Origin of the sequence: Actinomycetospora lemnae (assembly GCF_028737315.1) — a bacterium.
GTDB classification, from domain to species: domain Bacteria; phylum Actinomycetota; class Actinomycetes; order Mycobacteriales; family Pseudonocardiaceae; genus Actinomycetospora; species Actinomycetospora lemnae.
This window is the reverse complement of sequence record NZ_JAQZAO010000005.1, coordinates 144670-168096: the sequence shown is the minus strand read 5'-3', so window position 1 is coordinate 168096 and position 23427 is coordinate 144670. Positions and strand designations below refer to the sequence as shown.

The window sequence follows — 23427 nt, the reverse complement described above, 5'->3', positions numbered from 1 at the left end:
CAGGAGGTTATCCGCGGCGCACGGCGCCCGGCCCGCCGTCGTCCCACCCAGTGGAAACGGGATCCTGCAGGGCCACCGCCAGCCGGCGCGCGCCCTCCCGGACCGCGCGCTCGAGACGGTCGCGGCGGTCGGCGATGCTGCCCGGACCGCCCGCGGGCACGACCGGCACGGCCACCGCCACCGCGCCCACGAGCACCGGCCCGTCGGCCCCCGGCACGCGCACCGGCGCCGCCATGCACGCCAGGCGTTCGCGCAGCTCACCGCGGTCCACGGCGAGGTCGCGGCGGCGCACGGCGTCGAGCTCGCGCTCGAGCTCGGCGGGGTCGGTCATCGTGCGGTAGGCGTGGGCGGGCAGGCCGTCGCGGTCGAGCACCGCGCGCCGCTCGGCCGCGCCGCACTCGGCGAGCCACAGCTTCCCGACCGCCGTCGCGTGCAGCGCGCCGCGCCACGTCGAGATGACGGGCACCGGGTGCTCGGCGCAGTCGTCGTGCGCGACCACCACCACGTCGTCGTCGCGGAACGCCGCGTACAGCGCGCCCGCGCCGGCGGTGCCGTGCACCTCGCCGAGGATCCCGCCGAGCCCGCGGGGCACGGGCAGCTGGGCGACGAGCCGGTCGTGAAGCGCCGGCAGCTTCGGCCCCAGTCCGAAGCCGCGCGAGGCCTCCAGCCGCACGAGGTAGCCGTCGGAGACGAGGCTGTCGAGCAGGTGGTAGGTCGTCGACAGGTTGTACTCGAGGCGACGCGCCACCGCCTTCGCCGTGATGCCGTCCCCCGCCGCCGCGACGACCTCCAGCACCTGGAGGGCGCGGTGCACCGAGGAGAGCGCGCTCACAGGACCACAGCGAACCCGAGCGGCGCGTGCCCTGCCACCGGAGAGCGGCTCAGGCGTCCAGGCGGGTGTCCTCCGACGCCGCGGTGAGGGCGGCGACCTCGTCGTCGGCGAGCTCGAGGTCGGCCATCGGCAGGATCGTGCGCAGCTGGTCGACGGTACGGGCCGACGCGATGGGGGCGGTGACGGTCGGCTGGGCCGCCAGCCACGCCAGCGCCACCGACGCCATCGGCACTCCGTGCGCGCCCGCGACCTCCTCCAGCACGCCGAGCACCCGCACGCCCCGCTCGTCGAGGTACTCCACCGCGCCGCCGGCGCGCGCCGAGGCCATCGGGCCACTGGTGTCCGGTGCCGTCGCTGCCGGGGAACCCGGGCGGTACTTCCCGGTGAGGAAACCCTTGGCCAGCGCGAAGTAGGGCATGACGCCGAGGTCGGCGGAGGCGGCGACGTCGGCGAGCTCGTCCTCGTAGACCGCCCGCTCCACCAGGTTGTAGTGCGGCTGCAGCGCGACCGGCCGGGCGAGCCCGTGTCGGTCGGCGATCGTCAGCGCCGAGGTCACGCGCTCGGCCGAGAAGTTCGACAGCCCGACGTGGCGGACCTTGCCGGCCCGCACGAGCTCGTCGAACCCGCCCAGCGCGTCCTCGAGCGGGGTGTCCGGGTCGTCGCGGTGGGCGTAGTAGAGGTCGATGTGGTCGGTGCCGAGCCGGCGCAGCGAGTCGTCGCACGCGGCGCGCACGTTCGCCGGCGAGAGGCCCGGGCGCTCGGGCCACGACCCCACCTTGGTCGCGACGACCACGCGGTCGCGGACCCCGCGCGCCGCCATCCAGCCGCCGAGCACCCGCTCGGAGTCGCCGCCGGAGTTGCCCTCGACGCGCCAGGTGTAGGAGTCGGCGGTGTCGACGAAGTCGCCGCCGGCGTCGAGGTAGGCGTCGAGGACGGCGGCGGAGGTGTCGGCGTCGGCGGTCCACCCGAACACGTTGCCGCCCAGGCAGAGCGGGTGGACCTCGAGGTCGGTGCGGGGGATGCGGACGCGGGACACCATGCCGACACCGTAGGCCCGAGGGACGAAACAACCGGCGGCTACGCTCCCGCCGACCTCCGCGGGAGAGGAGAGGACCTCCGGCGGGCCCAGGGGCGCGGTGCGCGCGTCCGGAGTTGACGAGGAGCTCCCGTGATCACCAACGCCTTCCGGGTCGACCCGTGGACGGTGCACGAGCCGCGCGTCGACCTCGACGCGCTCCCGCAGACCGAGTCGCTGTTCGCGCTGGCCAACGGGCACGTCGGGATGCGCGGCAACCTCGACGAGGGGGAGCCGCACGCGATGCCCGGCACCTACCTCAACTCGTTCTTCGAGTCCCGCCCGCTGCCGCACGCCGAGGGCGGCTTCGGCTTCCCCGACGAGGGGCAGACTCTCGTCAACGTCCCCAACGGCAAGCTCATCCGGGTGCTCGTCGACGACGAGCCCCTCGACGTGCGCTACGGGGAGCTGCACGCGCACCACCGCACCCTCGACATGCGCGCCGGCACCCTGACCCGCCACGTCGACTGGACCTCGCCCAACGGGCAGCGGGTCACGGTGACCTCGACACGCCTGGTGTCCTTCTCCCAGCGCGCGGTCGCGGCGATCTCCTACGAGGTCGGGGTCCCCGAGGACGCGGGCTCGGAGGCGCTGCTCGTCGTCCAGTCCGAGCTCTTCGCCAACGAGCAGATGCCGGTCATCGAGGGCGACCCGCGCGTGGCGGCTGCACTGCAGGACGTGCTCGTGCCCGAGCACCACTCGAACTCCAGCCACGGCGCGCGTATGACCCACCAGACCCGGCGGTCCGAGCTGCGCGTCGGCGCGGCCATGGAGCACCAGGTCTTCGGCCCGGACGACGCGCAGGTGACGAGCTCCTGCTCGAACAACGTCGGACGCACGACGGTCATCACCCGCCTGAAGCCCGGGCAGACGCTGCGGGTCGTCAAGTACATGGCCTACGGGTGGTCGAGCCAGCGCTCGCAGCCCGCGATCGTCGACCAGGTCGAGGCCGCGCTCGACGCCTCGGTCTACACCGGCTGGGACGGCCTGCTCGCGGCGCAGCGCGAGTACCTCGACGCGTTCTGGGAGAAGGCCGACCTCGAGATCGACGGCGACCCGCGCCTGCAGCAGGCGCTGCGGTTCTGCCTGTTCCAGGTGCTGCAGGCCGGGGCGCGGGCCGAGCACCGGGCGATCGGCGCCAAGGGCCTGACCGGCCAGGGGTACGACGGCCACAGCTTCTGGGACGGCGAGACGTTCGTCCTGCCGGTGTTCATGTACACCCAGCCGCGAGCGGCCGCCGACGCCCTGCGCTGGCGGCACTCGACGCTCGACATCGCCTACGCCCACGCCGCCCACCTCGGGCTCGACGGCGCCGCGTTCGCCTGGCGGACGATCAACGGTGAGGAGTGCTCGGGCTACTGGCCGGCGGGCACCGCGGCGTTCCACGTCAACGCCGACATCGCCGACGCCGTCATGCGCTACGTCGCGGCCACCGACGACCGCGAGTTCGAGCGCACCGTCGGCGTCGACCTGCTCGTGGCCACCGCGCGGCTGTGGCGCTCCCTGGGCCACCACGACAGCGACAGCGCCTTCCGCATCGACGGCGTCACCGGCCCCGACGAGTACTCCGCGGTGGCCGACAACAACGTCTACACCAACCTCATGGCGCAGAAGAACCTGCGCGGGGCGGCCGACGTGGCGGTGCGCTGGCCGCGCGAGGCCGAGCGGCTGCACGTCAGCCCGGAGGAGGTCGCGAGCTGGCGGGCCGCCGCGACCGCCATGGTGATCCCGTTCGACGAGGCGCTGGGCGTGCACCAGCAGAGCGAGGGCTTCACCCGCCACGCCGTGTGGGACTTCGAGCACACGCCGGAGGACCACTACCCGCTGCTGCTCAACTACCCGTACTTCGACCTGTACCGCAAGCAGGTCGTCAAGCAGCCCGACCTGGTGCTGGCGATGGTCCAGTGCCCGGACGCCTTCACCCCGCAGCAGAAGTACGACAACTTCGTCTACTACGAGCGGATCACCGTCCGGGACTCGTCGCTGTCCCCCGGCACGCTCGCGGTGATGGCCGCCGAGACCGGCCACATGGACCTGGCCTACGACTACCTGTGCGAATCGGCGCAGATGGACCTCGCCGACCTCGAGCACAACGTGCGCGACGGCGTCCACCTCGCGGCGCTGGGCAGCGCGTGGACCTCGATCGTCATGGGCCTCGGCGGGATGCGCACCCACGACGGGCGGCTGACCTTCGCGCCGCGCCTGCCCGCGGCGCTGTCCGGCCTGCGCTTCCGCATCCAGTGGCGGGGACGCTCGGTGCACGTGGCGATCGAGGGCTCGCGGGCGACCTACTCGCTCGAGAAGGGCGACGAGCTCGACCTCGCCCACCACGGCGAGGAGTTCACGGTGTCGACCGACGAGCCGGTGACCCTCGACGTGCCGCCCCCGCCGGCGGTCGGCGAGGTCGAGCAGCCGCCCGGACGCGCGCCGCTCTTCCGCCGCCACTCGTAGGGCGATCCCGACGGTCAGCCCACCCGGCGCACCGGGACGATGCGGTGCCGCCGGCGCGCGGCGCAGACTCCGAGCGCGCGCCAGGGCACCGGCGGCGTCGGCGCCTGGTAGCGCGAGCGCGCCGGGTACCAGAGGCCGTCGGTGCCGCGGTCCCAGCGGGCGACGCCCGGGACCTGGCCGAGCACGGTCACCGACACGACGTCGGGGGGCTCGGGGTCGACGGACACGTCGTAGCCGTCGCCGCCGACCGGGAGCCCGCAGCGGCAGTGGGTCAGCGTGGCGCGGTGCCCCGTGGCGGTGGTGGTCGTCGTGCCGCAGGCGGGCTCGGCCGGGAGGATCCAGGTCGCCTCGCCGGGCGTGGCGGGAACCGTCGGGGGGGCCGTCGGGGGCACGCGGGGCGCAGCGGACGGGTCGGACACGGAGACCTCCACGACGCGCAACCGGTGCTGTTACATGTAGCGGGAAGAGTAGTTCACCGGTTCGTGTCGTGGGAGATGGCTACCCTTCCGGGCGACCGGCGCCGACCGGCGGCGCCGAACGGGGGCTGGGGAGGACTCGGCGCGTGCAGGGGGACACGCAGCGCAGCGGAGCTGGACCCGTGGACCGGGACACGCAGCGCAGCGGAGCTGGACCCGTGGACCGGGACACGCAGCGCAGCGGAGCTGGACCCGTGGACCGGGACACGCAGCGCAGCGGAGCTGGACCCGTCGACCGGGACACGCAGCGCAGCGGAGCTGGACCCAGCAGCGGTGACACGCCGCGGGGGCCGGACCGGTCGGACCCCAGCGCCCTGCGCTGGCTCATCGGCCACGAGCTCCGCGCGGCGCGGGAGCAGGCGGGGCACACGCAGACCGCCGCGGCGCGGGTCCTCGACTGCACGCACGCGAAGATCAACTACCTCGAGCAGGGGAAGAACCAGCAGCGGCCCGACGAGGTGGTGCGGCTCCTGCAGTCCTACGGTGCGGCCACGAGCGACATCGGCCGGCTCGCCTCGCTGGCCTCGAACGCCGACCGTGGCACGTGGTGGGCGCCGTTCGCCGACGTCGTGCCCGACTGGCTGCGCACCTTCGTCGGGCTCGAGGGCCTGGCCACGGCCGCGTTCGCCTACGAGCCCCTGCTGCTCCACGGCCTGCTGCAGACCCGCGCGTACGCCACCGCGCTGCTCGAGGACGCGCTGCGCGTGCCCGTCGTCGACGTCGAGCGCGTGGTGGGCCTGCGCCTCGCCCGCCAGCAGCGGCTGCACGACCGGGGCCGGCCGCTGCACTACGAGGCGGTCATCGAGGAGACCATCCTCGACCGCCTCGTCGGCGGTCCGGCGGTGATGGCCGACCAGCTCGACCACCTCCTGCGCCTCTCGGAGCAGGACAACGTGGTCATCCGGGTGATGCCGCTCGCCGTCGCGGTGCACGACGGGCTGGACGGCGAGTTCACGCTCCTCGACTTCGACGCAGCGCGATCGATCGGTTACGTCGAGTTCCAGGACGGGGCGGTCTACGTCCAGGATCCCGACCGGATTGGCGGGTACCGCACGGCCGCTGCCAGACTCCGCTCCGCGGCGCTGCCGGAGGACGCCTCGCTCGAGGTGATCCGCGCCCGGCGGGCGGCGCTGGCCCCCTGAGCGGCGGGACCGGCACCGCGGCCGCCTCGCTCCCCCCGTGTAAGGAGACATGCCCATGACCCGCGGATGGCGGACCTCCAGCTTCAGCTCCAACGGCGCGAGCTGCGTCGAGGTCCTCGAGGCCGACGGCGACACCTACCTCCGCGACACCAAGGAGCACGGCGAGGGTGCCGTGCTGCACCTCGACCGCCGGGCGTGGTCGGCGTTCCTCGACGAGGTCGCCCGCGACGCTCCCTCGGCCAACGGCGCCGTCGAGGTGACGGTCGGGGAGGACGACGCGCGCGTCGTGCACGAGACCGCCTCGGGTGCGGTGCTGCACTTCCGCGACGACGAGTGGGTGGCGTTCCGGCGCGGCGTGCTCGCCGGGGAATTCGGCGGCTTGTCGTGAACTAGCCGCCGACCGGCGGGACGCCGTCGACGGTGGTGTCGTCGGTCCCGCCCGGGGTGCCGTCCGTCCCGGGAGTGCCGTCGGTGCCACCACCGCCACCGCCGCCACCCGCGCCGCCGCCCCCGCCACCCTGGGGCGCGGTCGTGGTGGTGGTCGGGCGGGTGGTCACCGGCGGCGGCGCGACCGTCGTGGTCGGCGGCGGGGTGGTCGTGCGCCGCGAGCGGGTGGTGGTCTCCTGCTCGGTGGTGGTCGTGCTGCTCGTGGTCAGCACGGGCGGGGGCACGGGCAGCGCCGGCGGCGCCGCCTCCTCCTGGTTCGAGAGCAGGAAGTAGCCCCCGACCCCGCCGGCGAGCAGCAGCGCCAGCAGCGCGACGACCGCGGCCCGCCGGCCACGGCGCGGCGCGGCGGCGGCCCCGCCGGTGCGCGGGTCGTCGGGGCCGACGAGGGCGGTCGGGTCGGCCGCGCCGTAGGCGCCGGTGGCCCCGTAGGCCCCGTAGGCCCCCGCCGCGGCCCCGGCCGGGCCGTAGCCGCCGGGCGGGGTACCCATGGCACGGGTCGGCCCGCTCGCGGTCCCGCCCATCGGGGCGTACGCGGTCGCGCCGGTCGCGCCGGTGCCCGGGCCCATGGCGGTGGTGCGCATGGCGCCGCTGCCGGTGACCGGCGCCGGGGCCAGCACGGTCTGGGCGTCCATCCCGGCCTCGCGGGCCATCATGCGCAGCTCGCCGACCACCTGCTCGGTGGTGGGGCGCTCCATGGGCTCGTCGAGGGTCATCGCCGCGAGCAGGTTGCCGAGCGGCGCCGGCAGGTCCGGCGGGATCTCGGGCGCGCGGTGCAGGCGGGCGACGGCCGCCTCGAGCGCGTTGCCCGGGTACTCGCGGCGGGCGGTGATGCACTCGAGCAGCACGAGGCCCAGCGCATAGACGTCGGACGCGGGTCCCACCTGCTGGCCGCGCACCTGCTCCGGCGACAGGTAGGACGCCGTGCCGATGACCATGCCGGTGGCGGTGATGTTCGTGGCGTCGGCGAGCACCGCGATGCCGAAGTCCGACAGGTGCGGGCGCCCGTCCATGTCGAGCAGCACGTTGCCGGGCTTGATGTCGCGGTGGACCACGCCGTGGCGGTGCACGTAGGTGAGCGCGTCGCCGAGGGCCGCGCCGAGGGCGACGACGTCGCCGAGCGCGAGCGGGCCGCCGCGGATGCGGTCGGCGAGCGACTCGCCCTCGATGAGCTGCATCACGAAGTACGCGCGGTCGCGCTCCTGGCCGACGTCGTAGATCGTCACCAGGCCGGGGTGGTTCATCCCCGCGAGCGTCTGGACCTCGCGCTGGCGCCGGGACTCGTCGGCCTCGCCGACCCCGGCGGGGAAGAGCTTGACGGCGACGTCGCGCCCGAGCAGCTCGTCGCGGGCGCGGAACACCTCGGCCGCACCACCGCGCCCGATGAGGTCGCCGAGGGTGTAGCGGCCGCCGCCCACGGTGGGCGGCGGACCCGCCTCCGTCGAACTCACGCCCGCGCGCCTCCTCGTTCCCTGCACCCGGCGGCGTGCCGGCTCGTCGTCAGTCACAGGGGCCCGGTTCCTCCGGGTCCACCCACCCATCGTGCCTGGCCGCTCGCCGCGACCGACGGCCACCCTGCCGTACCGCCCTCCCGCCGCGATACCTCCGCCCCCGCCGCGGGCCCCCTCACGAGGGTGTGGGGTGGGCGATCCCGCGGGTACCGTGCCGATCCAGAGCCCCACCGGACCCGTGGAGGACCGATGAGCCGCGACGACTACGTGCAGCAGGGCAAGCAGTTCGCCAACGACCTGCGCGAGACGGCCAGCAAGAAGGTCGCCGACAACGAGCAGAGCATCCTCGGCGCCGTCGGCAAGGCCGCACGCTGGGTCGACCAGAAGACCGGCGGGAAGTACTCCGAGCAGATCGGCCGGGCCGAGGCGAAGGTCGGCGAGGGCGTCGGCTGGGCGGCCAAGCAGGGCACGGGCGAGCCGCAGGCCCCCGGCGCGGCGGCCGGCGACGGCACCGAGCACGGGGCCTCCGGCACGCCCGGGACGCCCGGCACCCCCGGCACGGCCGGCCCGACGGGCACCGCCGGCACCCCCGGCTCGCGGCCCTCGGGCAACCAGCCGCCCGGCACCCAGACCCCCAGCGCGCCGGACGCGGGCGCCGGCGACCCGACCCCGCCGCACGCCGAGGGCGCGCCCGCCGGCCCGGGCGCCTCGACGGCCGGCCCCGGCGGCGTCGGCGACCCGCCCACGGGCCCCGTCGGCCCGCCCACCTCCGGACGCTCCGGGCCCCCGCCCTCGGACACCCCGACCGACCCGGGCCGCCCCACCCACCCGCCGCGCGACCCCGACGGCGGAGCCGCCGACTGGCCGCGCCCGCCGCAGTCGTGAGGCCGGCGACACCCACCGGGGCCGCGCGTGGCTGAGTTCGAGAAGGCCACCCGTCCCGAGCCCACCGAGGAGCCGGGGCGCTACACCGTCCTCCTCGACGAGCAGTGGAGCATCGGCCCGAAGCTGCACGGGGGCTACCTGCTCGCCGTGCTGGCCCGGGCCGCGCGCGACGCCGTCGCCGTGCAGCGCCCGGAGCACACCTGCCCGCAGGCGGTGACCGGCACGTTCCTGCAGGCCCCCGAACCGGGCCCGGCGTCCCTCGAGGTCACGGTGCTGCGGCTCGGGCGCGGGGCCTCGCAGCTGCGTGTGCGCCTCGACCAGGGCGGGCCGGCCGTCGAGGCCGCGTGCGTGCTCGGGCCGGCCGCGACGCCGTCACCGCACGACGTCGAGCCCGCGCCGCCCGAGCTCACGCCGTTCGACGACTGCCCGCGCAGCCCGTCGAGCACCGACGACGGCCGCGGCTCGCTGCCGATCATGGACGTCGTCGACACCCGCCTCGACCCGCGCACCACCGGTTTCCTGCGGGGCGCGCCGTCGGGCGAGGGCCGCATCTCGGGCTGGGCCGCGCTCGACTCCGGCGAGCCCTGGACGACGGAGGGCCTGCTGGTGGTGCTCGACGTCCTGCCGCCGGCCACGTTCGACATGGGCGTGCTGGGCTGGTCGCCGACGATGTCGCTCTCGGCGCACGTGGTCGCCGATCCCGCGCCGGGCCCGCTGCGGGTCACGCAGTGGGTGGAGCACGCCGGCGCCGACCGCATGCACGAGTCGTGCCGCGTCTGGGACCCCGCCGGACGGCTGGTCGGCCACGCCCACCAGCTGGCGGCGATCCGGCGGTAGGAGCGCTACTCCGTGGTGCCGTCGGCGAGGATCCGCCGGAAGCCCGCGTACGGCGCGAGCACCTCGGGCAGCGTCACCGAGCCGTCCTGCTCCTGGCACTGCTCGAGGATCGCGGCCATCGTGCGCCCGATCGGCAGGCCCGAGCCGTTGAGCGTCGCCACCTGGCCTCGCCCGCCGTGGGCGTCCTTGCTGCGGATGCCCGAGCGTCGGGCCTGGAACGTGCCGCAGTCCGAGCAGGACGAGATCTCGCGGTAGGTGTCCTGGCTGGGCAGCCACACCTCGATGTCGTAGGTGAGCTGGGCGTTGAAGCCCATGTCGCCCGCGGCGAGGCGGATGACGCGGTAGGCCAGGCCCAGCTCCTGCAGGCACGTCTCGGCGTGGCCGAGCATCACCTCGAGCTCCCGGCGGGACTCCTCCGCGGCGCAGATGCGCACCAGCTCGACCTTGGAGAACTGGTGCAGCCGCAGGATGCCGCGGGTGTCGCGGCCGTAGGAGCCGGCCTCGGAGCGGAAGCACGGCGTCCAGGACGTGTAGGCGAGCGGCAGCGTCTCGGCCGGGAGGATCTCGTCGGCGTGCAGCGCCGTCAGCGGCACCTCGGCGGTGGGGATGAGGTAGAGGTCCCGGTCGCCCGTGCCGGTGCGGAACAGGTCCTCCTCGAACTTGGGCAGCTGACCGGTGCCGGTCATGGTCTGCCCGGTGACGAGGTACGGCGGCGAGAACTCGGTGTAGCCGTGCCGCCCGGTGTGCAGGGCGAGGAAGAAGGACGCGATCGCGCGTTCCAGCGCCGCGCCCGGCCCGCGGGCGATCGAGAACCGGGCGCCGGACAGCTTCGCCGCCCGCCCGAAGTCGAGGATGCCCATGGCCTCGCCGAGGTCGACGTGGTCGCGCGGGGTGAACCCGAACGCCGGGGGCTCGCCGACGCGGCGCACCTCGACGGCGTCGTCCTCGGAGTCGCCGTCGGGGGCGTCGTCGGCCGGCAGGTTCGGGATGACGAGCAGCAGGTCGCGCAGTGCCGCCTCGGCGGCCTCGACCTCGTCCTCGGCCTCGCGGATGCGCTCCTTGAGCTCGCGGGCCCGCTCCTTGAGCGCGTCGACCTCCTCGGACGACGCGCCGGACTTCGCCGCCTTCCCGACCTCGGCGGCCGCCCGCTTGGACTCGGCGCGCAGCTCGTCGACCCTGCCGATCGCGCTCGCGCGCCGCGACGACATCGCCTCCAGCCCCGCGAGGTCGAGCTTGTAGCCCCGGCGATCGAGGCGGCGCACCGCCTCGTCACCGAGCTCGAGCAGGAGGCGTGCGTCGTGCATCGCGTCGGTCCTCTCCGGGTGGCGGCGTGTCGGGGCCCGGGATGACGAAGGGCCCCGGCCGTGGGTCACGACCGGGGCCCTGCGTGCTGGTGGGCGAGGGGGGAGTTGAACCCCCACATCCTTCCGGATACACGGACCTGAACCGTGCGCGTCTGCCATTCCGCCACTCGCCCGGAGTGATCTGGCGACGACGCTAGCACGGGCCCTCCGACGCGCTCGGAAGGAGGTCGGCACCGGCGAGGAGGCGACCGATACCATCGAGGCCTCCAGGCCGGTGTGGCGACACTCCGGATGGGGCAGCAGGGACGGGACGACCGCGCGAGCGTCGGACGAGGAGGGATCGCGGTGGGGCGCGCACAGCGCTTCGAGCGCAAGCTCGAAGGACTGGTGGGTGACGCCTTCGCACGCGTGTTCGGTGGCAAGGTCGTCCCGCAGGAGATCGCACAGGGCCTTCGCCGCGAGGCGGAGGACGGCGTGCGAGAGTTGGCAGGTGGGCGTCGCCTGGCGCCCAATCAGTACACGGTGGTGCTCAGTCCCGCAGACCACGAACGTTTGGCCGGCGACGAGGAGACCATCACCCACTCGCTCATCGAGGTCGTGGAGGAGCACCTCACAGAGGGCGGGTGGGAGACATACGGTGAGGTCGTAGTCTCTCTGGAGCGTTCCGACGCGCTGCACACGGGACAGTTCCGCACCAGGTCGTCCGTTGACCCCGACGCGTCGCGGCGACGGGCCGCGAGCCCCCGATCCGCAGGAGAACAGCCCATGAGTCAGGCACCCGGCCGCTACCCGGACGACCAGCAGGGTCGCGACGGCAACTACCCGCAGGACCCCTACGGCCAGCAGGGCGGCTACCCGCAGCAGCAGGGGGGCTACCCGCAGCAGGGCTACGGCCAGCAGGGCGGGTACGACCAGTACGGCCAGCCGCAGGGCTACCCCCAGCAGGGCGGCTACCCGCAGCAGGGCGGCTACGACCCCTACGGCCAGCAGGGCGGTTACCCCCAGCAGGGTTACGGCCAGCAGGGCTACGACCAGTACGGGCAGCAGGGCTACGGCCAGCAGGGCTACGACCAGTACGGCCAGCCCCAGGGCTACGGCCAGCAGCCCGGCTACGACCCCTACCAGCAGCAGGGGTACGGCCAGCCCGGCTACGACCAGTACGGCCAGCCGCAGGGCTACCCGCAGCAGGGCGGCTACCCGCAGCAGGGTGGCTACGACCCCTACGGCCAGCAGGGCGGCTACGGCGGCCAGTACGGCCAGGGCGGGTACGACCCGTACGGCCAGCAGGGCGGCTACGACCAGTACGGCCAGCAGGGCGGCGGCTACGGCGGTGTGCAGACCCGCCAGATGACCGCGTCGCTGACGCTCGACGACGGCTCGAACCGCTCCTACCAGCTGGTCAACGGCTCGAACGTCATCGGCCGCGGCCAGGACGCCCAGTTCCGCCTCGCCGACACGGGTGTCTCGCGTCGCCACCTCGAGATCAACTGGGACGGCCAGCAGGCCACCCTGTCCGACCTCGGGTCGACCAACGGCACGACGGTCAACGGCACGCCGGTGCAGACCTGGCAGCTCGCCGACGGCGACACCATCCGGGTCGGGCACTCCGCGCTGCTGTTCCGCGCGCAGGGCTGAGGCCCGAAGGCCCGTCGGCGTGCCCGAACTCGTCCTCCAGATCACGCGGGCCGGATTCCTGGCCCTGTTGTGGCTGTTCGTCCTCGCCGCGTTGCGGGTCGTCCGCAGCGACCTGTACGCGGCCTCGGGTCTGCGGGCCGCGGCGCCCGGCGGCCGACGTCCCTCGACACGTGGGGGAACGTCCAAGCCGGCCCGCGGCGGCGGTCGCTCGGGGCCCCGTGCCCTGATCGTCACCGCCGGCGCCCTCGCGGGCACCCGCATCGCCCTGGACGGCCGTCCGATCATGATCGGGCGGGCGGACGACTCGACGCTGGTGCTCGACGACGACTACGCGTCGACCCGCCACGCCCGTATCTCCCAGTCGGGCGACGACTGGTACGTCGAGGACCTCGGGTCGACCAACGGCACGTACCTCGACCGCAACAAGGTCTCCGGACCCACCCGGGTCCCCGCGGGCACCCCGATCAGGATCGGCAAGACGGTCATCGAGCTCCGCTCATGACCAGCTCGCCGCACCGTCGGCCCCCCATCCGGACCCGGGTGACGACGCCCTGTCCCCTCCCGTGCAGGATCGACCCGTGACCCTGGTGCTGCGCTACTCCGCTCGCAGTGACCGGGGCCTGGTGCGGCAGAACAACCAGGACTCGGTCTACGCGGGCCCGCGCCTGCTCGCCCTCGCCGACGGCATGGGCGGACACGCGGCCGGCGAGGTGGCCTCGAAACTGGTCATCGCCGCGCTCGTGCCGCTCGACGACGACGAGCCCGGCGACGACCTCCTGGGCGAGCTCGCCGAGGCCACCGCCCAGGGCAACGACGCCATCACCGAGCTCGTCGCCGAGGAGCCGGACCTCGACGGCATGGGCACGACGCTGACCGCGGTGCTCTTCGCCGGCACCCGGCTGGGCATGGTCCACGTCGGCGACTCGCGGGCCTACCTCTTCCGCGACGGCGTGCTCACGCAGATCACGCGCGACGACACGTTCGTGCAGTCGCTGATCGACGAGGGCCGGATCACCGAGGACGAGGCCGCGAGCCACCCCCAGCGCTCCCTGCTGCTGCGCGCGCTCACCGGCCACGACGTCGAGCCCGCCCTGACCGTGCGCGAGGCCCGCGCCGGCGACCGCTACCTGCTGTGCTCCGACGGCCTGTCCGGCGTGGTCAGCGCCGAGACGCTCGCCGACGCGCTGACGATCCCCGACCCGCAGGACTGCTCGGACCGCCTCATCGAGCTCGCACTCAAGGGCGGCGGCCCGGACAACGTCACCTGCATCGTCGCCGACGTCGTCGACGTCGACTACGGCGAGCACGACCCCATCTACGGCGGCGCCGCCGGCGACGGCCGCGCCGACCCGCCGCCCGGCGACTCCGCGGCCGCGCGCGCGTCGGCGGCGACGCTGACCCGCAGCGAGCCCGAGCCGCGCCCCGCGCCCGTCGCCTCCGAGTCCCCGCGCCGCCGGCCCGGCCGCGCACGCCTGCGCCTGGCCCTCGCCGCGCTGGCCGTCGTCGCGCTCGCCGGCATCGCCGTGCTCGCCGCGACCATCTACGTCTCGAGCCAGTACTACGTCGCCGGCGACGACGACACCGTCGTCATCTACCAGGGCGTGCCCGGCTCGTTCCTCGGCGTCTCGCTGCAGAGCGTCGCCCAGGACTCCGGCGTGCGCGTCGCCGACCTGACGCCCGTCGCGCGCCAGCAGCTCGCCGGCGACGGCATCCGCGTCGAGGACCTCCCGGGCGCCCAGCAGACGGTCGACCGGCTGCGGACCGAGCAGATGCTCCCGCCGTGCGAGCCCGTGGTCCCCGCGCCGGTGCCCGGCGCCGTCCCGGGTGCCGTGCCCCCCGCCGCCGGTGCCGCGCCGACGGCCGTGCCCGGCACGCCGGGTGCCGCCGGCCAGGCGCCCGTCGCGTCGCCCGCGCCGACCGAGCCGCAGGTCCCGGGCCGGGACTGCCGGGTCCCGTGATGACGCGCCCCACCGCTCCCGGTGCCGGCGCGCCCGGGGTGCCCGGCATCGAGCGCCCGGCCGACCGCACGGCGATGCGGCCGGCCGTCGCGGCCGCCGTCTCCACGCGCCGCGGGGTCGAGCTCGCGCTGCTCGCGTTCGCCGCCGTCATCACCACCGGCGCGCTGGTCCTCGTCGAGGCCAACCAGGAGCAGGAGCTCACCTGGGCGCTGCTCTACCTCGGCGCGGCGTACCTGGCGCTGCTCGCGCTGGCGCACCTCGCCGTGCGCAAGTTCGCGCCCTACGCCGACCCGCTGGTCCTGCCCCTGGCCGCGCTGCTCAACGGCATCGGGCTGGTGATGATCCACCGGATCGACCTGGCCCGGATCGCCCGCGCGGCGAGCCTCGGCAACGAGGAGCCCGCCCAGGAGGCGGTGCGCCAGGTCGGCTGGACCGCGATCGGGCTCGTCTTCTTCGTCGGCGTGCTCTGGCTCGTGCCCGACCACCGCACGCTCGCCCGCTACGGCTACACGGCGGGCTTCGTCGGGCTGGTCCTGCTGGCCCTGCCCGCGGTGCTGCCCGCCTCGCTCTCCGAGGTCAACGGCGCGCGCATCTGGATCCGGGTCGGCCCGGCGAGCATCCAGCCCGGTGAGTTCGCGAAGATCCTGTTCGTCGTCTTCTTCGCGTCGTTCCTGGTGGTCAAGCGCGACCTGTTCACCAGCGCCGGCAAGCACTTCCTCGGGATGACGTTCCCCCGGCCCCGCGACCTCGGGCCGCTGCTCGTGGCCTGGGGCGTCGCGATGGCCGTCCTCGTCTTCGAGTCCGACCTCGGCACGTCGTTGATGTTCTTCGGCATCGTGCTCGTGATGCTGTACGTGGCGACCGAGCGCATCTCCTGGGTGATCATCGGCCTCACGATCTTCGGCGCCGGCGCCTTCGCCGCGTGGACGTTCGTCTCGCGCGTCCAGGTCCGCGTCTCGGTGTGGCTCGACCCGTTCGCCGACTACAACGGCCGCGGCTTCCAGGTCAGCCAGGGCCTGTTCGGGCTGGCCACGGGCGGGATGGGCGGCACCGGGCTCGGCGCCGGGCGCCCCGAGCTCGTGCCCTTCTCGAGCACCGACTTCATCTTCACCTCGCTCGGCGAGGAGATCGGGCTCGTCGGGCTCGCGGCCCTGCTGGTCATCTACTGCGTGCTGGCCACGCGGGCGATGCGCAGCGCGCTGGCCGTGCGCGACACGTTCGGCAAGCTGCTCGCCGCGGGCCTCGGCTGGGCGATCGCCTGGCAGGTGTTCGTCGTCGTCGGCGGCGTCATCAACCTCATCCCGAACACCGGCATCACGGCGCCGTTCGTGTCCTACGGCGGGTCGTCGCTCGTCGCCAACTACGCTCTCGTCGCGCTGGTCCTGCGGGTGTCGAACGCGGCGCGCCAGCCCGCGCAGGAGAAGCGCCCCGGCACCCCGGCGGGCCCCCAGAGCCCGCTCGCGCCGCTGGCCGAGGCGAGCACCGAGATGGTCTCGCGCGACCAGGTGCGCACCCCGCCACAGGGCGTGCGCCACCAGGAGGCCACCGCCGGCCCGGCAGGACCCGCAGGACAGGGCGGAGCGGCAGGACAGGGCGGAGCGGCAGGACCCCCCGGTCACGCCGGCCACGGTCACGCCGGTCACGCCGGTCCCGGACCGGGCGGCCACCACGGCGCCACCCCCCATGGCCCGGCCCCGCGAGGAAGGACCCGAGGAGAGTGAACACCCCGCTGCGACGGGTCTCCCTCGCGGTCATGGTGCTGATCCTGCTGCTGCTGGGTCAGGCCACCTGGATCCAGGTCGTCAAGGCCGACGAGTACCGCGCGGACCCCCGGAACGCCCGCGTCCTGCTGGACGAGTACGCCCGCCAGCGCGGCCAGATCTCGGCCGGCGGCGAGGTGCTCGCCCAGAGCGTCCAGAGCCCCGACCCGGGTGACCGGCTGCGCTACCTGCGCCAGTACACCGACGGGCCGCTCTACGCGCCGGTGACCGGCTACTACTCGCAGATCTACGGCGCGGGCGGCATGGAGCGGGCGATGGACCCGGTGCTCAACGGCACCGACGACCGCCTGTTCGTGCGCCGCATCTCGGACGCCGTCACCGGGCGCGACCCGGCGGGCGGCAACGTGGTGCTCTCGATCGATCCGCGCGTGCAGCGCGCCGCGTACGAGGCGATGACCTCCCGCGGCTACCAGGGCTCGGTCGTCGCGATCCGGCCGCAGACCGGCGAGATCGTCGCGATGGTGTCGACGCCGTCGTACGACCCGAACCCGCTGGCCAGCCACTCGGGCACGACGCAGCAGAACGCCTGGAACGAGCTCACCGAGGACGACCCGCCGACGCTGACCAACCGCGCGATCAGCGAGACCTACCCGCCCGGGTCGACCTTCAAGATCGTCAACACGGCGGCCGCGCTCGAGGCCGGGCTCATCACCCCCGACGCCCCGGTGACCGCGGCGCCGCGGATCACGCTGCCGGACAGCACGACGACGCTGGAGAACTACGACGGCAAGCCGTGCGGCCCCGGGGCCACCGTGCCGTTCGCCACGGCGTTCGCGAAGTCCTGCAACGGGCCGTTCGCGAACCTCGCGGTGCAGGTGGGCGCCGACCGCCTGCGGCAGATGGCGACGTCGCTCGGCTTCGGCAACCCCGGGCTGACGGTCCCGATGCCGGTCCAGGCCTCGGAGGTCGGCGACCTCGACGACGGCGCCTCCCTCGCCCAGTCCGGCATCGGGCAGCGCGACGTGCGCCTGACACCGCTGCAGAACGCGATGATCACCGCGACGGTGGCGAACGGCGGCGTCACGACGGCCCCGCACACCGTCGCCCAGATCCAGGGCCAGGACCTCTCGACGGTGGAGCAGACCGAGCCCGACAGCACGGGCCGCGCGTTCTCCCGGGCCACTGCGGACACGTTGACCCAGCTGATGATCGGGTCGGAGAACAACGGCTCCGGCCAGGGCCGCATCCCCGGCGTGCAGATCGCGTCCAAGACCGGCACGGCCGAGTGGGGCGCGAACCCGAAGACCAACCCGCCGCACACCTGGTACGACGCCTTCGGCCCGGTGCCCAACCCGCAGATCGCCGTCTCGGTGATCGTCGAGCGGGGCGGCAACCGGGGTGAGGAGGCCACCGGTGGCTCGGTGGCCTCGCCGATCGGCCGCGCGGTCATCGCCGCGGCGCTGAGGGGCGACGGCTGATGGCGCCCACCACCGGCTCGCTCATCGGCGACCGCTACCGGCTCGGCCGGCGCATCGCGGTCGGCGGCATGGGCGAGGTCTGGGAGGCCGAGGACTCGCGGCTCGGGCGCACCGTCGCCGTGAAGATCCTCAAGGCGGAGCTCACCGGCGACCCCGAGTTCCTGCACCGCTTCCGCACCGAGGCCCGCACCGCCGGCTCGCTGAACAACGCGGGCATCACCGCGGTGCACGACTACGGCGAGACCACCACGGAGTGGCAGACGGCCAACGGCACCGTGCAGGTGCCCACCGCGTACCTCGTCATGGAGCTGGTGCGCGGCGAGCCGCTGGCCCAGATCCTGGCCGTCCACGGGCGCCTGGGCGTCGACTACACGCTCGACATCCTCGAGCAGTCCGGGTGGGCGCTCGAGGCGGCGCACGAGCGCGGGCTGGTCCACCGCGACGTCAAGCCCGGCAACATCCTCGTGATGCCGACGGGCCAGGTGAAGATCACCGACTTCGGCATCGCCAAGGCCGTGGACGCGGCGCCGGTGACGCGCTCGGGCATGGTCATGGGCACGGCGCACTACATCGCGCCGGAACAGGCCGGCGGCGGCGACGCGGGTCCCGCGTCCGACGTCTACTCGCTGGGCGTCGTCGGCTACGAGTGCCTCGCGGGGCGGCGCCCGTACCTGTCGGAGAACGCCGTCACGGTCGCGATGATGCACATCCGCGACCCGCTGCCCCCGCTGCCGAACGACGTCCCGCCGGTGGTCCGCCAGCTCATCGAGGCGACGCTCGCCAAGGACCCGCGCCAGCGCTACGCCACCGGCGGCGAGTTCGCGCACGCCGTCGGCGCGGTCCGCCGGGGCGAGCCGCTCCCGCTGCCCGGCAGCGGCAACGCGCCCACCGAGCGCGTCAACCCGGCCACGCGCGTCGCGCCCGCCATGTCGCGCGAGCCGTCGCCGCCGCGCGGGGCCGAGCGTCCCGACCGCTGGGCGTCGCGGCCCGAGGAGCCCCGGCGCCGCGGGCCGTGGGGCACGGTCGCCGCGCTCGCCCTGGTCGCGCTGCTGCTGATCGCCGGCGTGATCTGGGTGATGAACTCGGTCGAGACGTCGAGCCCGCCGCCCCCGGCCGCGAGCACCACGGCGTCGTCGACCACCACGACACCGAGCCCGACGACCACGCGGAGCTCACGCACGACGACGTCCTCGTCCGCTGCGAACGGGGTGTCGGTCAACCCGGTGGACTACGTCGGGCGCCCCGCCTCGGTGGCCTCGGCCGCCCTGCGCGAGTCGGGTCTCGACCCCGAGGTGGCGACGATCCTCGGCGGCGAGCCGTCGGACCCGTCGCGCTGCCGGGTGCTCTACCTCTCGCCGACCGGCGAGGTCCCGCGCGGGGAGACCGTGACCGTCACCTGTCAGGAGTTCTGAGGATGACGACCCCACGGCTCCTGTCCGACCGCTACGAGCTCGGGCCCGCGCTCGGCTACGGCGGGATGTCCGAGGTGCACGGCGGCCGCGACGTCCGGCTCGGCCGGGACGTGGCCATCAAGGTCCTGCGCGCCGACCTGGCCCGCGACCCGCAGTTCCAGATCCGGTTCCGCCGCGAGGCCCAGAACGCCGCCGCGCTGAACCACCCCGCGATCGTGGCCGTCTACGACACGGGCGAGGCGCCCAGCGACGACGTGCCGCTGCCCTACATCGTCATGGAGTACGTGGCGGGGCGGACGCTGCGCGACATCGTCAAGACCGAGGGGCCGATGGAGCCCTTCCGGGTCTGCGAGGTCCTCGCCGACGTCTGCGCGGCGCTCGACTTCTCGCACCGTCACGGGATCATCCACCGCGACGTGAAGCCGGCCAACATCATGATCACGCCGGCCGGCGCGGTGAAGGTGATGGACTTCGGCATCGCCCGCGCGCTGTCCGACGCCCAGCCCGCGGTCACCCAGACCGCCGCGGTGATCGGCACCGCCCAGTACCTGTCGCCCGAGCAGGCCCGCGGTGAGTCCGTGGACGCGCGCTCGGACGTCTACGCCACCGGCTGCGTGCTCTTCGAGCTGCTCACCGGGCGGCCGCCCTTCACCGGGGACTCGCCCGTCGCGATCGCCTACCAGCACGTGCGGGAGGACCCGCCCGCGCCGTCGGAGATCAACCCGCGGGTGCCCCCGGAGCTCGACGCGATCACGCTGAAGTCGCTGGCCAAGAACCCGTCGAACCGGTACCAGACCGCCGACGAGATGCGCGAGGACTTCTACCGCGTCCTGTCCGGCGAGCGGGTGGGCGCGCCGATGGTGATGACCGAGCAGGAGCGCACCGAGTACATGACCGGCAGCCAGCCGGTCGCCCGCGCCACCGGTCCCGTCGACGAGGTCGACGACTTCACCGCGTGGCAGGCCGAGCAGTCCGAGGCGCGCCGCCGGCGCGGCCGCCGGCGGGCGTTCGGGTTCGTCGGCGTGCTCGTCCTGCTCGCGGCACTGGTCGGGGCGTACTTTCTGTTCTCGCCGGGGGCCAACACCGTCGCGGTGCCGACCGTCGTCGGCCAGCAGCAGGCCGCGGCGCTGCAGACCCTGTCGACCGCGGGCCTGCGCCCGACGGTCGTGCCCGTGGCGTCGACGCCCGAGCAGGTGGGCCAGGTCGTCACGACCAACCCGAGCGGCGGGCTCGAGGTGCCGCCGGGCAGCGTCGTCGAGCTGCGGGTCGGGCGCGGTCCCGACCGCGTCCAGGTCCCCGACCTCACCGGGCAGACGGCCAACGAGGCGCAGGCGAGCGTGCAGCGCCTCGGCCTGACCCTGGCACCGGTCCCCCAGCAGCGCGAGGTCGACGACTCGCGCCAGATCGGCCGCGTGCTCGCCCAGGAGCCGGCGCCGGGCCAGTTCCTGGCGCCGGGCACGCCGGTGCAGCTGACGATCGGGCGCGAGCGCGAGACGCTGCGCGTGCCCGACGTCGTCGGCCAGGACCGCCAGACCGCGACGACGACCCTCGAGGGCGTGGGGCTGCAGGTCGAGGTCACCGAGGTCGACGGGAGCGGGGCCGCGGGCACCGTCGTCGCGTCCGACCCGGGCTCCGGATCCACCGTCCCGCGCAACTCGACGGTGACGCTGCGGGTGTCGCGGGGCGGCGAGGGCCAGGTGCAGGTGCCGTCGCTGGTCGGGCAGCTGCCCTCCGAGGCGGTGCAGACGCTGGTCAACGCCGGATTCCGCGGTGGGAACCTGCAGCGGACCTCGCAGGCGGTCAACGATCCGTCCCAGGACGGGAAGATCCTCAGCCAGAACCCGTCCGCCGGCTCGACCGCCGATCCCGGGTCGAGCGTGGCGGTCGTCGTCGGCCGCTACCAGCCCGGGGGCGACGACGGCGGCGGGCTGTTCCCCGGCGGGAACTGACCGTCAGGCCGGCGGGGCGGCGGCGACGGCCAGCGCCCGCAGGCCCTCGGTGAGGTCGCGGACCACGCCGTCGTCGACCGGGTGGCCGCTGAGGTCCATCCACGTCGCGAGGAGCCGGTGGCCGTCCTCGGTGAGCACCGACTCGGGGTGGAACTGGACGCCGTGCAGCGGCAGCTCGCGGTGGCGCATGGCCATGAGCACGCCGTCGTCGGTCCATCCGGTGGGCTCGAGCTCGGCGGGCAGCGTGTCGGGCAGCACCGTCAGCGAGTGGTAGCGGGTCGCCGTGAACGGGGTGCGCAGCCCGGCCAGCACGCCGGCGCCCTCGTGGTGCACCAGCGAGGTCTTGCCGTGACGCAGCTCCGGCGCGCGCTCGACGACCCCGCCGTACGCGGCGCCGAGGGCCTGGTGGCCGAGGCACACGCCGAGCATCGGGCGGCCGACGGCGGCACAGCGGCGGATGACCTCCGTGCTCGCGCCGGCGCCCTCGGGCGTCCCCGGGCCCGGGCTGACGAGCACGCCGTCGACCTCGTCGACGAGGTCGACCACGCCGTCGACGTCGTTGCGGCGCACGACCGGGTCGGCACCGAGCTGCGCGAGGTACTGGACGAGGTTGTAGACGAAGCTGTCGTAGTTGTCGACGACCAGGACGCGCATCCGTCCAGCGTACGGGGACGGTGATCGTTCGGGGTCCACTAGACTGCGGCCGAGAGCCTCGCCGATCGGAGCCGACGTGCCGAAGTCCAAGGTCCGCCGCAAGCCGGCCTACACCCCGCCCCCGAAGGCCGGGCCCGCGCCCGCCGGGCCGTCGCACCCCCTCTACGTCGGGATCATGCTCGGCGTCGGGCTCCTCGGGCTCGCGTGGCTGGTGGTCAACTACCTCGCCTCCGAGTCGATCCCGTTCATGCAGGACCTCGGCGCGTGGAACTTCCTCATCGGCTTCGGGCTCATCGTGGTCTCGCTGCTGATGACCATGCGGTGGCGCTGAACCACACCGATGTCATTCGTCCACCGCTGTGGATGAACCCTGTGGACAGGTGAGCGGGGACCGTCCGACCGCGTGGGCCGCGCCCTGGCCGGCGGTCGTCCTCGGGCTGGTCGGCGCCCTCGGGCTCGGGGCCTGGGCGGTGGCCGCCACCGACCCGCCGGGGCGCCTGCTCACCGGCCTCGCCGCGCTCGCGCTGGCCGGCTCGGCGGTGTTCGGCGCGCTGGCCCGGCCGCGGCTGCGGGCCGACGACGACGGGCTCGCGCTGCGCGGGGTGGGCGGGCGGCACGCCTGGCCGTGGACGCGCGTCGACGCGGTGCGGTCGGTGCGGATGCGCCGGATGGGCCTGCCCGCGTCGTACCTCGAGGTGGACGTCCGCGACGAGGGCCCCGACCCCGGACGGCTGCTCGTGCTCGGGCGCCTCGAGCTCGGCGCCGACCCGGTCGAGGTCGCCGACGCCCTCCAGCAGCACCGGGCGCGGGCGGGGCGGCGGCTAACCGGTGAGGGTCAGGGCCCGGACCGCGACGAGGACGAGCAGGACGACGGCGATCCCGCCGACGGCGAGGAGCCCGGCGCTCGGGCGTGACCGCGCCGGTCCGTGCACCAGGACCGTCGCGACGAGCACGCCGGTGACGAGGCCGCCGAGGTGCCCGAGCAGCGACAGGCCCGGGATGGTGAAGCTCAGGACGACGTTGATGCCGATGGTCAGCAGCGCCGGGCCCTGGTTGAGCTGCAGGCGGCGCAGCACGACGAGCAGAGCGCCCATCAGGCCGAACACGGCCCCCGACGCGCCGGCGACGGGCCGATGGGGCTCGCCGAGGAGCACCACGGCCGCCGAGCCGCCGAGCAGCGACACCGCGTAGAGCAGCGCGAACCGCAGCTGGCCGAGGACGAGCTCGAGGTCCCGGCCCAGCACCCACAGCGCGAACATGTTGACCGCGATGTGCAGCGGGCCGATGTGCAGGAACCCGGAGGTGACGAGCCGCCACCACTGGCCGGCCGCGACGTCGGCGGGCACGAGCCACGTGGCCTGCGCGAGCGGGGAGGCGACGTTGTCCCAGACGCTGCCGGCCGAGACGGCCGTGAGCAGGAAGACGACGACGTTGACCACGACCAGCGTCGTCGTCACGACCGGTCGCTCGCCCGGGCGGCCGCCGGTCGCGGCCCGGGGTCGGCGGACGTTCCCGCCGGCGCGGTTGGCCTCGGCGATGCAGTCGACGCAGTGCGCGCCGACGGGGGCCGGGCGCAGGCAGTCGGGGCACGCGGGACGCCCGCAGCGGGTGCAGGCGAGCGCGGTGGGCCGGTCGGGGTGCCGCACGCAGTACGGGGCCGCGTCCGGACCCGCCACCGGGCCGGGTCCGGGGGCCGTCACGCCGTCCTCATGGTGGAGCCGCT

Annotated in this window: 21 protein-coding genes and 1 tRNA gene; 14 read left to right on the top strand and 8 right to left on the bottom strand. The window is 74.7% G+C overall.

What is annotated here, in order from left to right; translation table 11 throughout:
- Window positions 1–7 precede the first annotated feature (7 nt).
- Window positions 8–832 carry an IclR family transcriptional regulator gene (locus PGB27_RS12960; protein WP_274200777.1) on the bottom strand — a complete coding sequence of 275 codons (825 nt, stop codon included), beginning with the start codon at window positions 830–832 and terminating at the stop codon, window positions 8–10.
- A 49-nt stretch (window positions 833–881) separates the two neighbouring features.
- The gene (locus tag PGB27_RS12955) at window positions 882–1871 is read right to left on the bottom strand and encodes an aldo/keto reductase (RefSeq protein WP_274200776.1); all 990 of its coding nucleotides are present in this window, start codon (window positions 1869–1871) and stop codon (window positions 882–884) included.
- Between the two features lie 129 nt (window positions 1872–2000).
- Here PGB27_RS12955 and PGB27_RS12950 point away from each other — a divergent pair, with 129 nt between their 5' ends.
- Window positions 2001–4358 (top strand): glycoside hydrolase family 65 protein, encoded by a 2358-nt coding sequence (locus PGB27_RS12950; RefSeq protein ID WP_274200775.1) that lies wholly within the window; start codon window positions 2001–2003, stop codon window positions 4356–4358.
- A 14-nt stretch (window positions 4359–4372) separates the two neighbouring features.
- On the opposite strand, the gene PGB27_RS12945 is transcribed toward PGB27_RS12950, so the two are convergent.
- Window positions 4373–4777: a hypothetical protein gene (locus tag PGB27_RS12945; RefSeq protein ID WP_274200774.1), complete on the bottom strand. Its 405-nt coding sequence runs from the start codon at window positions 4775–4777 to the stop codon at window positions 4373–4375.
- A 143-nt stretch (window positions 4778–4920) separates the two neighbouring features.
- Between PGB27_RS12945 and PGB27_RS12940 the strand changes: the two genes are divergently transcribed.
- Both PGB27_RS12940 and PGB27_RS12935 read left to right on the top strand, forming a co-directional pair.
- Window positions 4921–5976: a helix-turn-helix domain-containing protein gene (locus PGB27_RS12940; RefSeq protein WP_274200773.1), complete on the top strand. Its 1056-nt coding sequence runs from the start codon at window positions 4921–4923 to the stop codon at window positions 5974–5976.
- Window positions 5977–6031: 55 nt separating this feature from the next.
- Complete coding sequence (locus PGB27_RS12935) at window positions 6032–6364, top strand: DUF397 domain-containing protein (protein ID WP_274200772.1); 333 nt, start codon at window positions 6032–6034, stop codon at window positions 6362–6364.
- Between the two features lies 1 nt (window position 6365).
- Here the strand turns inward: PGB27_RS12935 and PGB27_RS12930 are convergent, their stop codons facing one another.
- Entirely contained in the window at window positions 6366–7871 is a 1506-nt protein-coding gene (locus PGB27_RS12930) for a serine/threonine-protein kinase (RefSeq protein ID WP_274200771.1), read from the bottom strand.
- Between the two features lie 249 nt (window positions 7872–8120).
- Here PGB27_RS12930 and PGB27_RS12925 point away from each other — a divergent pair, with 249 nt between their 5' ends.
- Window positions 8121–8756 (top strand): antitoxin, encoded by a 636-nt coding sequence (locus PGB27_RS12925; protein ID WP_274200770.1) that lies wholly within the window; start codon window positions 8121–8123, stop codon window positions 8754–8756.
- Between the two features lie 27 nt (window positions 8757–8783).
- Complete coding sequence (locus tag PGB27_RS12920; RefSeq protein WP_274200769.1) at window positions 8784–9593, top strand: thioesterase family protein; 810 nt, start codon at window positions 8784–8786, stop codon at window positions 9591–9593.
- 5 nt (window positions 9594–9598) lie between these two features.
- On the opposite strand, the gene serS is transcribed toward PGB27_RS12920, so the two are convergent.
- Both serS and PGB27_RS12910 read right to left on the bottom strand, forming a co-directional pair.
- A complete protein-coding gene (gene serS / locus PGB27_RS12915) occupies window positions 9599–10897 on the bottom strand; it encodes a serine--tRNA ligase (RefSeq protein ID WP_274200768.1) in 1299 nt (432 codons plus the stop codon).
- 87 nt (window positions 10898–10984) lie between these two features.
- Window positions 10985–11070 (bottom strand) — tRNA-Leu (locus PGB27_RS12910).
- Between the two features lie 172 nt (window positions 11071–11242).
- Between PGB27_RS12910 and PGB27_RS12905 the strand changes: the two genes are divergently transcribed.
- The 7 genes from PGB27_RS12905 (at window position 11243) to pknB (ending at window position 21050) form a co-directional block, all read left to right on the top strand.
- Window positions 11243–12532 (top strand): DUF3662 and FHA domain-containing protein, encoded by a 1290-nt coding sequence (locus PGB27_RS12905; RefSeq protein ID WP_274200767.1) that lies wholly within the window; start codon window positions 11243–11245, stop codon window positions 12530–12532.
- Between the two features lie 19 nt (window positions 12533–12551).
- Complete coding sequence (locus tag PGB27_RS12900; RefSeq protein WP_274200766.1) at window positions 12552–13034, top strand: FHA domain-containing protein FhaB/FipA; 483 nt, start codon at window positions 12552–12554, stop codon at window positions 13032–13034.
- 76 nt (window positions 13035–13110) lie between these two features.
- Window positions 13111–14490: a PP2C family protein-serine/threonine phosphatase gene (locus PGB27_RS12895; protein ID WP_274200765.1), complete on the top strand. Its 1380-nt coding sequence runs from the start codon at window positions 13111–13113 to the stop codon at window positions 14488–14490.
- A 74-nt stretch (window positions 14491–14564) separates the two neighbouring features.
- The gene (locus PGB27_RS12890; RefSeq protein WP_274201088.1) at window positions 14565–16211 is read left to right on the top strand and encodes an FtsW/RodA/SpoVE family cell cycle protein; all 1647 of its coding nucleotides are present in this window, start codon (window positions 14565–14567) and stop codon (window positions 16209–16211) included.
- Window positions 16208–17689: a peptidoglycan D,D-transpeptidase FtsI family protein gene (locus PGB27_RS12885; protein ID WP_274200764.1), complete on the top strand. Its 1482-nt coding sequence runs from the start codon at window positions 16208–16210 to the stop codon at window positions 17687–17689. Before PGB27_RS12890 ends, PGB27_RS12885 begins: the two co-directional genes overlap by 4 nt.
- A complete protein-coding gene (locus PGB27_RS12880; protein ID WP_274200763.1) occupies window positions 17689–19101 on the top strand; it encodes a protein kinase domain-containing protein in 1413 nt (470 codons plus the stop codon). Before PGB27_RS12885 ends, PGB27_RS12880 begins: the two co-directional genes overlap by 1 nt.
- Window positions 19102–19103: 2 nt before the next feature.
- A complete protein-coding gene (gene pknB / locus PGB27_RS12875; RefSeq protein WP_274200762.1) occupies window positions 19104–21050 on the top strand; it encodes a Stk1 family PASTA domain-containing Ser/Thr kinase in 1947 nt (648 codons plus the stop codon).
- Window positions 21051–21053: 3 nt separating this feature from the next.
- On the opposite strand, the gene PGB27_RS12870 is transcribed toward pknB, so the two are convergent.
- Window positions 21054–21704, bottom strand: a complete 651-nt coding sequence (locus PGB27_RS12870; RefSeq protein ID WP_274200761.1) for an aminodeoxychorismate/anthranilate synthase component II — start codon at window positions 21702–21704, stop codon at window positions 21054–21056.
- A gap of 76 nt (window positions 21705–21780) precedes the next feature.
- On the opposite strand from PGB27_RS12870, the gene crgA reads away from it, so the two are divergent.
- A complete protein-coding gene (crgA, locus tag PGB27_RS12865) occupies window positions 21781–22035 on the top strand; it encodes a cell division protein CrgA (protein ID WP_274200760.1) in 255 nt (84 codons plus the stop codon).
- A 49-nt stretch (window positions 22036–22084) separates the two neighbouring features.
- Window positions 22085–22618 (top strand): PH domain-containing protein, encoded by a 534-nt coding sequence (locus tag PGB27_RS12860; protein ID WP_274200759.1) that lies wholly within the window; start codon window positions 22085–22087, stop codon window positions 22616–22618.
- On the opposite strand, the gene PGB27_RS12855 is transcribed toward PGB27_RS12860, so the two are convergent.
- Entirely contained in the window at window positions 22526–23404 is an 879-nt protein-coding gene (locus PGB27_RS12855; protein ID WP_274200758.1) for a rhomboid family intramembrane serine protease, read from the bottom strand. The genes PGB27_RS12860 and PGB27_RS12855 overlap by 93 nt on opposite strands.
- Window positions 23405–23427: the final 23 nt, after the last annotated feature.

Bases quoted from the DNA above. Each gene is read 5' to 3' on its own strand.
- PGB27_RS12955 (WP_274200776.1), bottom strand. From the start codon at position 1,871: ATGGTGTCCCGCGTCCGCATCCCCCGCACCGACCTCGAGGTCCACCCG.
- PGB27_RS12935 (WP_274200772.1), top strand. From the start codon at position 6,032: ATGACCCGCGGATGGCGGACCTCCAGCTTCAGCTCCAACGGCGCGAGC.
- PGB27_RS12925 (WP_274200770.1), top strand. From the start codon at position 8,121: ATGAGCCGCGACGACTACGTGCAGCAGGGCAAGCAGTTCGCCAACGAC.
- serS (WP_274200768.1), bottom strand. From the start codon at position 10,897: ATGCACGACGCACGCCTCCTGCTCGAGCTCGGTGACGAGGCGGTGCGC.
- PGB27_RS12890 (WP_274201088.1), top strand. From the start codon at position 14,565: ATGCGGCCGGCCGTCGCGGCCGCCGTCTCCACGCGCCGCGGGGTCGAG.
- PGB27_RS12880 (WP_274200763.1), top strand. From the start codon at position 17,689: ATGGCGCCCACCACCGGCTCGCTCATCGGCGACCGCTACCGGCTCGGC.
- pknB (WP_274200762.1), top strand. From the start codon at position 19,104: ATGACGACCCCACGGCTCCTGTCCGACCGCTACGAGCTCGGGCCCGCG.
- PGB27_RS12870 (WP_274200761.1), bottom strand. From the start codon at position 21,704: ATGCGCGTCCTGGTCGTCGACAACTACGACAGCTTCGTCTACAACCTC.